The following is a 15,371-nucleotide window of genomic DNA, read 5'->3' as shown; positions in this document are numbered from 1 at the left end:
ATCAGTCATGGGACTCCTCCCGTTTGCGGCTGGGGAGGTTGACAGTCAGCTGGGTCCCCTGGGCGCAGGAGAGGCGCAGCGTCCCCCCCAGCGCCTGCACCCGCTCGCGAATGCCGAGCAGGCCATAGCCCTGGGGCGTCTGCTCGGGCAGGCCGCAGCCGTCGTCGTCCAGTTGCAGCAGCACCCGATCGGCCTGCTGGCGGGCCAGTATGGTGACAGCGCTGGCATTGGCGTGCTTGACCACGTTGTTGAGCCCCTCCTGACAGACCCGAAACAGGGTGACTCGCTGGGCGTCCGAGAGCGCCTCATCCGCGAGCCCCCACTCCAGCCGGGTGACGATTCCGCGCCGCTCCAGCTCCAGCTCCCGCAGCAGGCCGCGCACCGCCTGCTCCAGGCTCATATCGTCGAGCTGGCGCGGGCGCAGGCGACCGAGCAGGCCGCGCACCGCATCGTAGATCCCGAGCGACAGGGTCTCAATAAGGGCGCTGCTCTGGCCGACATGGGGGTTGTCCGGCGCGAGGCGGCGCACTATGCCCGCCTGGGTGCGGATGGCGGTGATGGTCTGGCCTATGTCGTCGTGCAGCTCCCGGGCCACCTCCTTGCGGATGCTCTCCTCTGTCTCCAGCAGCCGCTCGGTGAGCTGGCGGTTGTGGGCGAGCTGGCGGGTCAGCGCCTGGTTGAGCTCGCGCTGGCGCTGGATGCCGGCGCCCAGCAGCAGGCCGGTCAGGCTCTGGGCCAGCAGGGAGAGCAGCAGATCCAGGGGATGTTCGTGCCAGGCCTGGCCCGCCATCAGGGCCACCGTATTCATCAGGGTGGCGAGCAGGGCCCCCTGCCAGCCGTAGCGCCAGGCCATGGCCATGATGGGAATGGCGAGGCAAAACGGGGTGAAGCGCACCAAAGAGTCCGGCAGGCCGAGCTGCAGCCCCAGGCTCAGCACGAACAGCAGTAGATACCAGACCAGATGGCGAAAGCGCCAGTCCACCGGCTGATCCACCAGCGCAGGGCCGAGCGGCACCCAGGTGGCGCGGGTCAGATAGTGCCAGATCAGCATGCAGGTGGAGGTGAGGGTCAGGCCGCCGGTCAGGGTGAGCAGCAGGGCGGTGAGGCCATCTTCTCCGGCCAGATGCCAGAGCAGGGATTGCAGGGCCGCCGCCACGGTGACGGTGGCGAGCAGCACCAGCAGTTGCTGCCAGTCGTCTCGCACCCGCTGGCGGCGGGCGATGAGCAGCGGCAGCAAGGTGAGCAGGCTGCCAGCCAGGATGAGGGGCCACAGGGGCATGCCCACCTCCCGATCGAGCCAGTGGAGCAGCAGGGCTTCACACAGCAGCAGGGGCGGCCAGTAGGGGAGGGGGCTCTGCAGCAGCAGACCCAGACGCAGTCCGAAGGGGAACAGCAACACCGCCAGCACCGGGCTCTCCACCAGGTGCAGGCCGATGCTCCAGAGGCAGAACCAGCCGGCGGCGAAGATGAAGCAGGCCGCCAGAGCGATGGCGACATAGCTGGCAAGGCGGGAGATCACCAGCTGTCCAGCATGCGGTGAGCCAGCTCCACGTTGTTGCTGACGTTGAGCTTGTCCATCAGGTTGGCGCGGTGCACGTGCACCGTCTTGGGGGAGAGGCCGAGGCGCTCGGCGATGGCCTTCACCTCCATGCCGCCGGCCAGCAGCTGCGCCACCTCCCGCTCCCTGTTGGTGAGGGGATCTCTGTGGCTGCTGGCGAGCTTGTGGGCTATGTCAGGGGTGAGGTAGCAGCCTCCCTGGGCGGCGGTGCGCACCGCGGCGATCAGCTCCTCCGGGCTGCAGCGCTTGGAGAGAAACCCCTTGGCGCCAGCCTGCAGGGCCTGCTCGATGAGGGCCGGGCTGTCGTGCACCGACAGCATCACCACGGCGAGGCCGGCGGGCAGTTGCCTGAGCAGGTCCAGCCCGGATTGATCCGGCATGGAGATGTCGCACACGCACAGCTGTACACCGCTGCCCGGCAAGCCGGCGAGGGCGTCGGCGGCGCTGCCAAATTCGGCGACGACCCGCAGATCGGGTTCGAGATTGAGCAACTGGGCAAAGCCGGAGCGGACTATCTGGTGATCGTCGATGAGGGCAATTTTTATCATGGTGTCAGCCTGAGATCTGCGGCCAGGGCGCTGGCGCGGCCAACAAGATACTCCCGCTCGCCCCCTGGCTCAAGGGGGAGGAGAGCCCCTGCGCAGGAGACGCGGCTATGGGTGCTTCACCTGAGTGCGTGATTCAGGGCGGCAATATAAGGAGAGGCACGCTCTGCTCGCCGGGGCGGCAGGGCGTGCCTGGCCCTGTCAGCGGTGCAGCTCGCCCGCCCGCTCCGGCTGATAGACCACTTCCAGTATCTCCACCTGTATGGTGCGCCCGGCCGGGCCGGGCCAGGCGATGCTGTCACCCACCTTCAAGCCCAGCAGGGCGCTGCCCACCGGCGCCAGCACGGAGATCTTCGACTCATCCCCCTGCACGTCCTTCGGGTAGACCAGGGTCAGGCAGAAGTCGTTGCCGCTGTTTTGCATCTTGAAGCGCACAGTGCTGTTCATGGTCACCACGTCCGGCGGCATGTCGGCGGGGTCGCGGATCTCGGCGCGGTTCAGCTCCTCCTGCAGGGCCAGGTGTTGCGGGTGGTTACCGAGCAGTTGCTCGATGCGATCCAGATCCAGGTTGGAGATGACGAGATGTGGCTGTTGCATGGGGTATTCCTTATCAATGGCTGAAAGGACCAGGATGACGGACAAGCTGGTCGAAAAAGGGTTCGGATTGTGAGAATAGATCGCAAGCGCGATGCCCCCGAGCGACTCGCTGTCAGGGGCGAGGGCGGGGGCTCAACGGGGTGTGAGCTGACTGGAAAAAATCATGAGCGCTTTCATGGGGATACCATAACCATTCTGAATGGCTTTGGCAAATGCCCGGCCGGGGGTCAGGGCGCCTGGTAATCGTACTGCCGCAGGATGCGCGCCAGGCTGCCATCCTCGCGCATCTCCTCAATCGCCTTGCGCCAGCGCAGCGCCTCGGCCGCAGGAAACTGCGGGCTGGCGGCCAGGTAGAGGGCGCTCTCTTGCAAGGTGTCGCCGCGCACCAGATCCGCCAGGGGCAAGCCGGCCCGCTGCTGGTTGTAGCGGGCCGTGTTCCAGGCCACGGCCCAGCCCTGGATGCGGCCCAGCGCCAGCTTGCTGGCATTGTTGACCTCCTCGGTGACCAGCTCCCGGGTCACTCCCTCCAGGGGCTGGATCAGGCTCTGACCATGAGAGCCGCGCATCGCCCCCAGGGTCAGGCCGGACAGCGCCTTGACCGAGAGGGGGGCCGGGTGGTGCTGGCGGTGGCTGACCAGCACGAAGGCCTCCTCCAGCAGGGGGGCAATCCAGAGGAACAGGGGCTCGCGCTGTGGACTCCTGGCCGGTGGCAGCAGCAGGACGTCCGCCCGATGGCGGGTCTGGCTGAGGGCGCGGGCCAGCGGCATCAGCTCTATCTCAAGCGGCTCCCGAAGGCGGCGGGCAGCCTCCTCCAGCACCTCGATTGCCATGCCGCTTGGGGCCCCCTGTTGGGAGCGAATCACATAAGGGGGAACGTCTGCGGCCAGGACCACCACGGCGTGGGCGCCTGGACCCGGGAAGAGGAGGGCGCAGCAGAATAGAAGCAATAGGGGAAGACGCATAGAAGACCGGGTCAGGGATGAGTACACAGAGTGTAACATCCCGTAACCCCAAGTCAGTCAACCCATTGGGGGGAGCGGGCCGTCAGTCGAAGAAGTCCCGCAGATCCAGGGTCTGGTAGCTATCGAGCTGCTGCCAGGGCAACTGCCTTGGCAAGGGCTTGAGGGTCACCTCCATCCGGTAGCTGCGATAGCCGTCCAGGCTCGCGGACTCCACCACCAGGGGCAACTGCCATTGGCTCGACCAGAGGATGCGGGTGCGCTGCTTGCCCTCGCGTTTCTCGTACCAGCGGGCCTGCTCGGGGGCCGCCTCGTCGAGGGCGGTCATGCCCTGCAGCAGGGCCGGGTCTACCAGGTGGCGAAGGCGTGCCCAGTCCGCGGTGAAGGCTACTTGGCCATACTCCTCCGGCGGCACCTCCACCAGCTGGTTGTGCCAGGCGTCGGCGTAGCGCAGTTGCAGCTCCCCCTCATCACTGCGGCTGACCCAGCGGGCCGCCATCTGGTGGGTGAAGTGCTTGTGGCCCGGAGTTGCATCGTGGCTGGCGTGATAGGCGCGGGCGAGCGGCAGGGGGATGAGCCGCTGGCTCCACACCTGGTTGCCGACCCGGATCCATTTCTCCTGCCAGTGGTTCTCCCGGGCTATGCCGTCGCTGCTGGTGATCCTGTCCTGATAGCGGATGCGGGCGGCCAGATCGGGGGCCTCATCGGCCAGCAGGGGGAAGCTGAGGGTGCTGCCAAGGAGCCATAACGTAAGTAACAATCGCATCATGGGTGATCGCTCGAAAGAAGGGGGCCCGGCGTGACACCGGGCCCTCTTTCTTACAGGCCGAGCGCCTCCCTGAGCTTGCCGAACACCAGGGTGTTGTCCAGGGTGCCCTTGAAGCGGCCGCTGCCCGCGCCATCGGCAAACAGCATCACATCGCCGCCGCCGTGGGTCTCTGAGCCCAGCTTGACCCCTGTCTCCTGCAGGTAGTCATCCCCCATCACCTGGTTGCTGGTGAGGGTGGGGCGCAGGTCCGCGCGGTTCGGGCCGTTGCCGAACACTAGCGTGGTGAAGGGCTTGCCATCCACGTCGTTCTGGGTGGAGCCGTCGCCATTCTTGACCAGATCCAGCACAGGGTTGCCCTTGGCGGAGTAGCCGTTGATGGTCATGGTGTGGTCGTGATCGGCGGTGACCACTATCAGGGTATCGGTCAAGTCCACCTTGCCGAGCGCCGTCTTGACCGCCTCGTCCAGCGCCACCGCATCGGTGAGGGATCGTTTGGCGTTAGTGGCGTGCAGGGCGTGGTCGATGCGGCCCCCTTCCACCATCAGGAAGTAACCCTGGCTGTTCTGGCTCAAGAGATCGATCGCCTTGGCGGTCATCTCGGAGAGGGACGGTTGGGTATTGGCCGCCCCCTTGGCGACGCGGTCCAGCTCGTAGTCGAGGTGGGACTTGGCACTGAACAGACCCAGCACCTTGCCGCTCTCTATCTTGGCGAGATCGCTCTGGGTGGTGACGTACTGATAGCCCTGGGCACTGAGCTCGGCGGTGAGATCCCGGCCATCGGCCCGGCCCCCCTTGTTGCTGGCGCTGTAGGGGGTCCAGTGGTTGGCACCGCCCCCCATCAGCACGTCCACCCCGTCTCCGAGCGCGGCGTTGAAGCCGGCACCCCCCGGGACCGCCTGCTCGGCGATGGCGTAGGCCGCGTCACGGTGGCAGATGTGGGAGTAGGTGGCCGCCGGGGTGGCGTGGGTCAGCTCCGTGGTGGTGACGGCCCCCACCGACTTGCCCGCCGCCTTGGCCAGCTCGAGTATGGTCGGCACCGGGGTGCCGTTGTCGCCGCTGCAGTTGTTGATGCCCTTGTTGCCGTTGATGTCCTTGGACGGCGCCACGGCCTGGGTGTCGCTGCTCATGGCGATCACCTCGTTGTTCATCTTGACCCCTGTGGTGTAGGCCGCCATTGAGGGGGCCGAGTCCGTGGTCTGGGCGTCGTGGGAGAAGGTCTTGATGCGGGCGCTGCGTGGCAGCTTCATCATCTCGAGATCCCCCTCTTCCCCCACCTTGTAGAGGCGGGTGGCGGTGAGCACGCTGGGGCCCATGCCGTCGCCGATAAAGAGGATGACGTTCTTGGCGTCGCTGGCCTGGGCCTGGGACAGGCCGCCGAGGGCGGCGAACAGGGCGGTGCACACCAGGGTTTTGTTCATGGTTTTTCTCACGGGAATGATCCTCACAGCTTGGCCGCAGCCTTGACCTTGCCGAAGACGGCGGTGTTATCGAGGGAGCCGTGGAAGCTGTCAGCCCCCTGGCCTATGGCGCCGAGGAAGACGTCGGTGCCGCCGTGGGTCTCGTTGCCTAGCTCGCCCACCTTGACCACCACCTCCTGGTGATAGTCGTCGGCCGAGACGGTGGCATCGTCGAGCGGTGCCACGCTGCTGCGCGGGCCATCCACCCGGTTGTAGCCGTTGCCAAAGCCGATGATGGTGTAGGGCATGCCGTCGCTGTCCTTGCTCGGCTCGCCGGTCTCGTAGTTCTTTACCAGCCCGAGCACGCCGGGGTTGCCAGCCGTGGTCTTGCCGGTGCGCTTGGCGTAGCCGTTCAGCACCAGCGTATGGTCATGGTCGGCGGTGACCACTATCAGGGTGTTTTTCAGCTCGGGGTCGGTTTTCTTCACCTCGTCGATGGTGGCCTTGATGGCGTCGTCGAAGGCGAGGGTATCTTGCAGGGCGCGCTTGGCGTTGGTGTCGTGCAGGGCGTGATCGATGCGGCCCCCTTCCACCATCAGGAAGTAACCCTTCTCCTTGTCCTTGAGCTGCTTGATGGCAGCCAGGGTCATCTGGGCAAGGGAGGGCTCGCTGGCGGGCCTGTCCAGGTCATATTTCATGTGGCTGGCGCCAAACAGCCCCAGCAGCGGCTTGCCCGCCTCGGCCTGGTTCAGTTCGTCCAGGTTGCTGGCAAACTGATAGCCCTTGGCCTGCATCTCGCTGATGAGGTTGCGGCCATCCTCCCGCTTGCCCTTGTCGGCGGTGGGCAGGAAGAAGCTGCTGCCGCCACCGAGCACCACGTCCAGCCCCTCTTTCAGGGCGCCGTTGTAACCGGCGCCGTCCGGCACCAGCTGGGCGGCGATGTCGGCTTCCAGATCCCGGTTGCAGATGTGGGCATAGGTGGCGGCCGGGGTGGCATGGGTCACCCGGGTGCTGGTGACCACGCCGGTGCCGCGGCCGTCGGCCTTGGCCAGCTCCAGCAAGGTGGTGACCGGCTTGCCGGCGCTCTGGCTGCAGTCGCTCTCATAGGTGGCGTCGCTGTCCATGCTGATGACGCCGTTGTTGCTCTTGACCCCTGTCATGTAGGCCGCCATGGAGGGGGCCGAGTCTGTGACCTGGGCGTCGTGGGAGAAGGTCTTGATGAAGGCCGTCTCCGGCAGTGTGTCTATGGTGAGGCTGCCCTCTTCCCCCACGCCGTAGATGCGGGCGGCGGTCAGGGTGTTGAGGCCCATGCCGTCGCCGAGGAAGAAGATGACGTTTTTGGCGCTGGGCTCCGGGGTGCTGCTGTCATTGTTGGAGTTGCAGCCGGCGACCAGGGTGGCGCCTATCATCACTGCAAGTCCTGCCATGTTTCTCATTGGGGTTCGCTCCTTGTAAAACCTGAGCGCAGCCTAGAGGGGGCAGATGACACTTTTAGTGAGTCTGGATGACAATACGGTGAAGGTGCCAGATAAATGTTATGTTGTATCAACCACTTATTGATTGCTGTCTGCCCTTCTGCCCCAGGCTGTCGTAGTGGCGCCGGCGCCGCTGCCGTGCACGCCTGTGGCCACAATGACCTGTCAAATCGGGGCCGCAGCAGGTAAAATGCGCCCCCTTGCGATGAGTGCCAGCGGTTTGGCGCATCACCAGGCGCCCGCAGCCCCCAGCGGGAGCCAGCATCCCCAATGAGAGAGTAACGGATATGTCCATCAACTGGTTCCCCGGCCACATGCACAAGGCCCGCAAAGAAATTGCCGAGGTCATGCCCCAGGTCGATGTCATCATCGAGATGCTCGATGCCCGCATCCCCTTCTCCAGCGAGAACCCCCTGGTGCCCGAGCTGCGTGGGGATACCCCTGTCATCAAGGTGCTGAACAAGGCGGATCTGGCCGATCCGGCGATCACCGAGCTGTGGGTGGCGCACATGGAACAAGAGAAGGGGATCAAGGCGTTGCCCCTGACCCAGCAGGAGCCGGAGAAGATCAAGGCGCTGCTGACCCTGTGCCACGAGATGCTGCCGGAGCGCAACTTCGACCTGCGCGGGGTGCGGGCCATGATCATGGGCATCCCCAACGTGGGCAAGTCCACCCTGATCAACACCCTGGCGGGGCGCATCATAGCCCGGACCGGCAACGAGGCGGGGGTGACCAAGTCCCAGCAGCGGATCAAGCTGGACAACAACGTCATCCTGACCGATACCCCGGGGTTCCTCTGGCCCAAGCTCAACCCGCCCTCCTGCGGCTACCGGCTGGCCATCACCGCGGCCATCAAGGACACCGTCTTTGACTACGCCGACATCGCCATGTTCGCCGCCGATTACTTCATCAAGGCCTACCCCGAGCGCATCAAGGCCCGCTACCAGATAACCGATCTGCCCGAGACCGAGATCGAGCTGCTGGAGATGATCGCCCGTCAGCGCGCCTTCGTGCGCAAGGGCGGCCTGGCGGATCTGCACAAGGCCTCCGAGATCCTGGTCAACGAGTTCCGCTCAGGTATGCTGGGGCGCATCTCCCTGGAGACCCCTGAGATGGTGAGCGCCGAGATCATACTGGCGGCAGAAGAGGCTGAGGAGAAGGCCAAGGAGAAGGCCGAGCGAGAAGAGGAGCGCCAGGCGCGGGCCCGTCGCAAGTACGCCAAAAAGCGTCAGAAATAGCCGATGTTGTGGCAGCTATAACGAAGAGGCGACCCCGGGGTCGCCTCTTCTGTTATGACGCCAATGGCCGGGCCGGGGCAAAACCTGGCTGCGGCTCGTTCAGTGCCGATTGACAATGGCATTGGCGGTGGCATGATGCGCTCGCATTTTGCCTCTCCCCAGGGTTTTATCCATGACCACATACTCCCGGCCAGTGCAGTTATTGCTCTGTGGCCTGCTGCTACTGACCCTGGCCATAGCAGTGTTGAATACCCTGGTGCCGCTCTGGCTCGCCCATGACAAGCTGCCGACCTGGCAGGTGGGCATGGTCGGCTCCGCCTATTTTTGCGGCAACCTGCTGGGGACTTTGCTGGCGGGGGTGCTGATCAAGCATGCCGGGTTCAACCGCAGCTACTACCTGGCCTCAGTCCTCTTCGCAGCAGCCTGTGTCGGGCTTGGGCTCACTCTGGGGTTCTGGAGCTGGCTTATCTGGCGATTCATCGCCGGCATCGGCTGCGCCATGATCTGGGTGGTGGTTGAGAGTGCGCTGATGTGCAGCGGCAACGCGCGCAACCGGGGGCGCCTGCTCGCCGCCTACATGATGGTCTATTACATGGGGACTGTGCTCGGGCAACTGCTGGTCAGCACGCTGCCGACTGGTCTGATGGATGTGCTGCCCTGGGTGACTGGCCTGGTACTGGCCGCCATCCTGCCGCTGCTGTTTACCCGCATTGTCAACGAGCAGGGCGAGCAGCAGGGGGCAACCCGGGTGTGGCCCATGCTGCGCCTGCGTCAGGCGCGCCTTGGGGTCAATGGCTGCATCATCTCCGGCATAGTGTTGGGGTCGCTCTATGGCTTGATGCCACTCTACCTGAACCATCAGGGGGTGAGTGATGCCGGTATCGGCTACTGGATGGCGGTGATGGTGAGCGCCGGCATCCTGGGACAGTGGCCTGCCGGCCGTCTGGCAGACAGGTTCGGTCGCTTGCCGGTACTGCGGCTGCAGGTGCTGGTGGTCATCCTGGGCGCCTTGGCGATGCTCGGCAACCTTGCGATGGGTCCGGCGCTCTTCATCCTGGGCGCCGCCGGTTTTACCCTCTATCCGGTGGCCATGGCCTGGGCCTGCGAGAAGGTCGAGCAGCATCAGCTGGTGGCGATGAATCAGGCGCTGCTGCTGAGCTACACCATAGGCAGCCTGCTTGGCCCGGCCTATACCTCGCTCTTGATGCAGCACCTTTCGGACAAGCTGCTGTTTATCATGATCGCCAGCGTGTCCTTCATCTATCTGCTGATGCTGCTGCGTCCCGTGGGTGAGCATCCGACGCCGGTGGCACATGCCTGATGGCTAGTGTCTGATAGGAAAGAAGCGCAGAGAGCCATGGATGACGCCCTGTCCTGTCTCTGGTGACAGGCGCTGCAAAACGCAGCAGTGCCCTATATAAGAAGAGGCGGCCCCGGGGCCGCCTTGTTGTTATCAGAGACTGGCTAGGGGGAGAGGGGCGCTAGCCATAGCGAGTTTTCGCCTCTTCGAACAGGGAGAGGTGCAGCGGGATCAACTGCCGCCAGTCGCGCCTATAACCGCCTCCCGGTACGGCGGCGATGGGCAGGCCGTGGCTAATCGCACAGTCAAACACCATGGCGTCCCGCTGGCGCACCCCGGCGTCGCTCAGGGAGAGATAACCGAGCTCATCGGCCTGGTGCACGTCGACCCCGGCCTGGTAGAGGATGAGGTCGGGGCGGTAGAGGCGCAGCGCCAGTGACAGCGCCTGGGTCAGGGTCTCGAGGTAGGCGTCGTCCTGCATGCCGCTTGGCAGGGCAAAGTCCAGATGGGAGGCGGGCTTGTGGTGGGGAAAATTGTGCTCGCCATGCAGGGAGAGGGTGATGATGTCCCGGCTCCCCGCGCACAGGGCGGCGCTGCCATCCCCTTGATGGACATCGAGATCCACGATCAGCACCTGCTCGCAGCGCCCCTCGTCGAGGCAGGCCCGGGCCGCTATCACCAGATCGTTGAACAGGCAGAAGCCGCTGCCAAAGTCCCTGTGGGCGTGATGATAGCCGCCGGAGACCTGCAGGCCGCAGCCCTGCTCGAGGGCGTGGCGGCTGGCGGCGATGGTGGCCCCGACCGAGCGCAGTGTGCGCTCAATCAGCATGGGTGACCAGGGAAAGCCGAGTCTGCGGATGGCGCCGTCATCCAGGGTGCCGGCAAGGGCCGCCGCCACATAGTCGGCGTCGTGGACCCGGGTTAACTGCTGGCGGCTCGCGGCGGGTGCCTCTGCCAGCGGATAGCCCAGTGTTGCCAGGATCTGGTAGAGCGCCTGGTACTTGGCCAGGGGAAAGCGGTGGCGCTCGGGCAGCGTCAGGGAGGAGTAATGGGGGTGATAGAAGATGCGCAGGGACATGGCAATAGGCCTGAACTGATATGAATAAGGGGAGCCAGGCTCCCCTCTATGCATAAAGCGACGCGCTGCGCCTTATTGCTGCTGGATCACCCAGATCTGGAAGGCTTTGCGGGTTTCCGCATCGGCCTTGTTGTACCAGTTCTGCAGCTGGGTCAGGGCTTCCGGATTGCTCTGGGCCTTGCTCGGTGCCACTTCGACCGGCGCGCTGGCGGCGGCCATCACGGCAGCGGTGGAGACGGCAACGCTGGCTGGCTGGTTGAAGGCCTTGCCCATCTTGAGCAGCTCCTGCTGGTAGTCGCGGGTCAGCTGGAAACCGCCAACGGTCGGCATGACGAACTGCTCGCTGGCCAGGGCCTGACCGCTGACTTTGTCTTTAAGGACGACTTTCTGCTCTTTCACGAACGCCTTGGCTTCGTCTTCGTTACGGGGCTTCTTGAAATCCAGCATCAGGGTCTGGTTGTCGGCGGCGGTGAAGTTGATCACCAGGGGCTCGGCGGTCACCAGCTTGATGTCGTTGCGGTTGGAGTAGTTGCCCTCGAAGGCCACCACTACCTGGTGCTTGCCGGCACTGATGGGGAAGGTGCTGGTCTTGTCCAGCAGCTTGGGATTGATGGTCACGCCGTCGAGTAACTGCACCACATAGGGATTGTGTATTTCCAGTTGACTATCAGCCAGGGCGCTACCTGCCCACAACAGACCAGCCAGGGCCGGCACAAGAACAGTCAGTTTCATTTCATCTCCTTGAACAGTCAGGCGATTGCCCACTGAAAAATAGGGGCTCATTTTTACAGGTTTGCCCCAGAGCGGCAATAGCCGTTTATGGCGCAGCCCGGCAGGCAGCTTGCTGACTTATCTATCAAATAAACCCGGCATGGCTCACTCGATACGCCGGGTGAAAGGGGGGAGGGCATCGAGCAAGCCCTTGCCGTAGCGTTTGGTAAGAAGGCGCCGATCGAGAATGGTTACTCGGCCCCGATCGGCCTCCTTGCGGATCAGACGACCACAGGCCTGGATGAGTTTGCGGGACGCTTCTGGCACCGTCAGCTGCAGGAAGGGGTTGCCACCCCGTTTCTCGACCCACTCGGCGGTCGCCTCTTCCACCGGGGAGTTCGGTACCGCGAAGGGGAGCTTGGTGATCACCAGGTTGGTGAGGTAGTGACCGGGCAGGTCCAGCCCCTCGGAGAAGCTGCCGGTACCAAAGAGGATGCTGGCCTGGCCGCCGTCGCACTTCTGTTTGTGCAAGGTCAGCAGGGCGTTGCGCGACGCTTCCCCCTGCACCAGCAGGGAGAGCCCCTTGGCCCGCAGCCCCACCGCCACCTCGTTCATCTGCCGGTAGGAGGAGAAGAGCACCAGGCTCGCCTCCTTGCCCGCCAGCAGCCGGGGCAGGGTATCGACCAGCTCCTGGGTAAAGCCGGGAGCGCTGGGTTCATGGGTCATCTTGGGCAGATAGAGCTCGGCCTTGTGATATTCAAAAGGAGAGCGCAGACGCAGATAGCGGGTGCCGTCATGTTCCTTGAGCCCCACCTGGTGGCGGAAATAGCTGAAGGAGGAGAGGGCGGTCAGGGTGGCCGAGACCAGCACGGCGCCCAGGCACCTAGACCAGAGCCACTCCTCCAGCAGATAACCCACCTCTATGGGGGAGGCGTGCAGCCAGATGTCTCCATCCTCGCTCCTTGCCATCCAGCGGGCCAGCGGTGTCTTGCCCGTCGGCACGTGGCGACTCAGCATCTCCCACAGGGCGCAGAAACTCTCCAGCCGCTGCAGGTGAAAACCGCTCTCCGCCAGCAGGGGCTCGGCCTCCTTGCGACGGATTTCGCCGTCCTTGAGCGCCTCGCCGATGGCACCCTGCATCCTGTCCAGCGCCCGCAGCGCCTTTTTGCTCGCCTCCTTCAGGTTCTCCGCCAGCATGGGCAGGGGATCGGGCAGCACCCCTTCGGCAAATCTGTGGTGCTGCTCGGAGCCAAATAGCTGATCGTTGCCGGCGAGCCACAGCTCCAGCGCCTTGAGATCCGGTTGCAGGGAGGCCAGGGCATCCTGCAGCTTGAGCTGGGGGTCGAGCAAGCTCTCCTTGTTCAGTGCCCTGGCCAGCTTGCCGGCGCTCTGCACCAGTTTTTCCAGCCAGCGGCGAGACCCCTTGACGCTGGCGGAGGCGGCGCCGTGATCCCGGGCTATGGTCGGCAGGTGGTGGGCCTCATCCAGCACATAGATACACTCGTCCGGTGGCGGCAATATGATGCCGCCGCCCATGGTGAGGTCGGAGAGCAGCAGGGCATGGTTGACCACCAGCACGTCGGCGGCGTCCATGTCGTTCCTGGCGCGGTGGAAGGGGCAGTGCTGGTGGTGGCTCAGCGCCTTGTTGCAGCTGTGGCGATCGGCGGCGATGCGATCCCAGCACAGATCCGGAATGGGTTTGGGCCAGTTGTCCCTGTCCCCGTCCCACTTCCCCTCGGTGTAGGCCTGCCACAGCGCCTGATAGCGCTCCTTGTCAGAATCTGACGGCTTGTGCTTGCTCAAGCTGCCGAAATCGAGCTCGAAGTTGGCCATATCGGCGCCGCTTGCCGCTTGTTCAAGCAGATGTTCGCAGCAGTAACGCTGGCGCCCCTTGACCAGCATGAAGCGAAACGGCAGCTCGCTGTGGCGATGGTAGAAGGGCAGGTCCTTGTGGATCAACTGCTCCTGCAGGGCGACGGTGGCGGTGGAGATCACCAGCTTCTTCTGGGTGAGCCGCGCCACCGGGATGGCGCCCTGGGCATAGGAGAGGGACTTGCCGATGCCGGTGCCCGCCTCGGCCACCAGGATGCGGCGACTCTTTTCATACTCTCCGGTGAGGGTCTTGGCGATTTCGGCCACCAGAAAATTCTGCTCCTTGCGCGGCACAAAACCGGGTAAACCATCGGCAATCTGTCGATAGGTATTGCGAATGGTGGCTTTGAGGCGAGTCGATAGCATGAATGGGGCGTGACCGTGTCTGGAATGAATGGCCACAGGATACCCGCAACAGGCGGCCTGGGTCGAGGCAAGGCGAGGCAGGGGTTATGGGCCGGGATCCGCACTTATGTCATGGGGTGGATTGTGCGTGCAATAAACCACCAAAAAAGGGCGTTTCAGGCAGCGAGTATCGCTGTAAACGTTTTCCCTGAGAGGGCAAACAATATGAGATTCAGCTCACAATTTTTTTCCTATGACTATGGTTTTCTCAAAAAGTTCCAAGTTTTTTCGTTGCGGATCGGAAAACCCGGTGATAGTCTCGGCGGCATAGTGATGCAAAGAACATCGCTAACACAGGGAATAACAAGGACTTAGTGTTTAATTACAGTAGGCATTGGAAACAACTATGAAAAAGACAATTCTGGCTATCGCTATCCCGGCTCTGTTCGCATCTGCCGCTAACGCCGCAGTAGTTTATGACAAAGACGGTACCTCTTTTGATATCTACGGCCGTGTTCAGGCTAACTACTACACCGACCACAACGATGCTGACGCAGAGCTGATCGGTACCTCCCGTCTGGGCTGGTCCGGTAAAGTTGCACTGAACAACACCTGGTCTGGCATCGCCAAGACCGAGTGGCAGGTAGCTTCCGAGAACTCCAACAACAACGATTCTGACAGCGACACCTTCAAGGCTCGTCACGTTTATGTCGGTTTCGACGGTACCCAGTACGGCAAGATCATCTTCGGCCAAACCGACACCGCGTTCTACGACGTGCTGGAGCCGACCGATATCTTCAACGAATGGGGTGACGTAGGTAACTTCTACGACGGTCGTCAAGAAGGCCAGATCATCTACTCCAACAGCTACCAGGGCTTCAAGGGCAAACTGTCCTACCAGACCAACGACGACACCGCTGTCATCGTCTCTGACGTAGGTGGTCAAACCGTGACTGACGTGTTCCCCAACCTGAAGCGTAACTACGGCTATGCAGCTGCTGCCGGTTATGACTTCGACTTCGGTCTGGGCCTGAACGCCGGTTACGCTTACTCCGACCTGGAGAACAAGGTCACTGGTGATTCCGGTGACAAGACCGAGTGGGCTCTGGGCGCACACTACGCCATCAACGGCTTCTACTTCGCTGGTGTCTACACCGAAGGCGAGCTGGACAATGACTCTACCAACACCGGTGGCAAGGGTCGTGGTTACGAGCTGGCTGCTTCCTACAACGTAGACGCCTGGACCTTCCTGGCTGGCTACAACTTCAAAGAAGGCAAGGACAGCGCTTCCGGTTCTTCTTACGAAGACCAAGTTGACGAAACCCTGCTGGGTGTTCAGTACTCCTTCACTTCCAAGCTGAAGGCTTACACCGAGTACAAGATCCAGGGTATCGACGATCTGGACGACGAGTTCACTGTTGCCCTGCAATACAACTTCTAATCCAGTCTTAGTACGGATTTAGTTGATAAACGGCCAAGCTTGCTTGGCCGTTTTGTTTTATCTGCCTTTCACCTTATTCCCTCCGC

General features: G+C 63.3%; 13 protein-coding genes. 3 read left to right on the top strand and 10 right to left on the bottom strand.

Annotated features, from left to right (window positions below; genetic code table 11):
- Nucleotide 1: 1 nt before the first annotated feature.
- The 7 genes from uhpB to OC537_RS08785 all read right to left on the bottom strand — a co-directional run bounded on the left by uhpB (nt 2) and on the right by OC537_RS08785 (nt 7,261).
- Nucleotides 2-1,519: a signal transduction histidine-protein kinase/phosphatase UhpB gene (gene uhpB / locus OC537_RS08815; protein ID WP_262110812.1), complete on the bottom strand. Its 1,518-nt coding sequence runs from the start codon at nt 1,517-1,519 to the stop codon at nt 2-4.
- Nucleotides 1,516-2,106 carry a transcriptional regulator UhpA gene (gene uhpA, locus OC537_RS08810; protein ID WP_025327498.1) on the bottom strand — a complete coding sequence of 197 codons (591 nt, stop codon included), beginning with the start codon at nt 2,104-2,106 and terminating at the stop codon, nt 1,516-1,518. Before uhpA ends, uhpB begins: the two co-directional genes overlap by 4 nt.
- Before the next feature lie 198 nt (nt 2,107-2,304).
- The gene (rnk, locus tag OC537_RS08805; RefSeq protein WP_025327497.1) at nt 2,305-2,700 is read right to left on the bottom strand and encodes a nucleoside diphosphate kinase regulator; all 396 of its coding nucleotides are present in this window, start codon (nt 2,698-2,700) and stop codon (nt 2,305-2,307) included.
- A 227-nt stretch (nt 2,701-2,927) separates the two neighbouring features.
- Nucleotides 2,928-3,662, bottom strand: a complete 735-nt coding sequence (locus OC537_RS08800; protein WP_410050466.1) for a substrate-binding periplasmic protein — start codon at nt 3,660-3,662, stop codon at nt 2,928-2,930.
- A gap of 82 nt (nt 3,663-3,744) precedes the next feature.
- Complete coding sequence (locus tag OC537_RS08795) at nt 3,745-4,428, bottom strand: hypothetical protein (RefSeq protein WP_262110810.1); 684 nt, start codon at nt 4,426-4,428, stop codon at nt 3,745-3,747.
- Nucleotides 4,429-4,478: 50 nt separating this feature from the next.
- Nucleotides 4,479-5,846 carry an alkaline phosphatase gene (locus OC537_RS08790; RefSeq protein WP_262110809.1) on the bottom strand — a complete coding sequence of 456 codons (1,368 nt, stop codon included), beginning with the start codon at nt 5,844-5,846 and terminating at the stop codon, nt 4,479-4,481.
- Between the two features lie 23 nt (nt 5,847-5,869).
- Nucleotides 5,870-7,261 (bottom strand): alkaline phosphatase, encoded by a 1,392-nt coding sequence (locus tag OC537_RS08785; RefSeq protein WP_234676717.1) that lies wholly within the window; start codon nt 7,259-7,261, stop codon nt 5,870-5,872.
- Between the two features lie 326 nt (nt 7,262-7,587).
- On the opposite strand from OC537_RS08785, the gene ylqF reads away from it, so the two are divergent.
- Together ylqF and OC537_RS08775 are read left to right on the top strand one after the other, a co-directional pair.
- Complete coding sequence (ylqF, locus tag OC537_RS08780) at nt 7,588-8,538, top strand: ribosome biogenesis GTPase YlqF (protein ID WP_106886395.1); 951 nt, start codon at nt 7,588-7,590, stop codon at nt 8,536-8,538.
- Nucleotides 8,539-8,710: 172 nt separating this feature from the next.
- The gene (locus OC537_RS08775; protein WP_262110808.1) at nt 8,711-9,859 is read left to right on the top strand and encodes an MFS transporter; all 1,149 of its coding nucleotides are present in this window, start codon (nt 8,711-8,713) and stop codon (nt 9,857-9,859) included.
- 160 nt (nt 9,860-10,019) lie between these two features.
- On the opposite strand, the gene OC537_RS08770 is transcribed toward OC537_RS08775, so the two are convergent.
- The 3 genes from OC537_RS08770 to dinG all read right to left on the bottom strand — a co-directional run bounded on the left by OC537_RS08770 (nt 10,020) and on the right by dinG (nt 13,865).
- On the bottom strand, nt 10,020-10,916 hold the full coding sequence (locus OC537_RS08770; protein WP_262110807.1) for a histone deacetylase: 897 nt from the start codon (nt 10,914-10,916) through the stop codon (nt 10,020-10,022).
- Nucleotides 10,917-10,988: 72 nt separating this feature from the next.
- On the bottom strand, nt 10,989-11,648 hold the full coding sequence (locus OC537_RS08765; protein WP_262110806.1) for a DUF2057 domain-containing protein: 660 nt from the start codon (nt 11,646-11,648) through the stop codon (nt 10,989-10,991).
- 144 nt (nt 11,649-11,792) lie between these two features.
- Nucleotides 11,793-13,865: an ATP-dependent DNA helicase DinG gene (gene dinG, locus OC537_RS08760; protein WP_262110805.1), complete on the bottom strand. Its 2,073-nt coding sequence runs from the start codon at nt 13,863-13,865 to the stop codon at nt 11,793-11,795.
- A gap of 385 nt (nt 13,866-14,250) precedes the next feature.
- Between dinG and OC537_RS08755 the strand changes: the two genes are divergently transcribed.
- On the top strand, nt 14,251-15,285 hold the full coding sequence (locus OC537_RS08755; RefSeq protein WP_262110804.1) for a porin: 1,035 nt from the start codon (nt 14,251-14,253) through the stop codon (nt 15,283-15,285).
- The last annotated feature ends 86 nt before the right edge of the window (nt 15,286-15,371 follow it).

It is taken from the genome of Aeromonas sp. Marseille-Q5825, assembly GCF_946892685.1.
In the GTDB taxonomy this organism is placed as follows: Bacteria; Pseudomonadota; Gammaproteobacteria; order Enterobacterales; family Aeromonadaceae; genus Aeromonas; species Aeromonas rivipollensis.
This window is presented reverse-complemented; position numbering and strand designations above follow the sequence as displayed.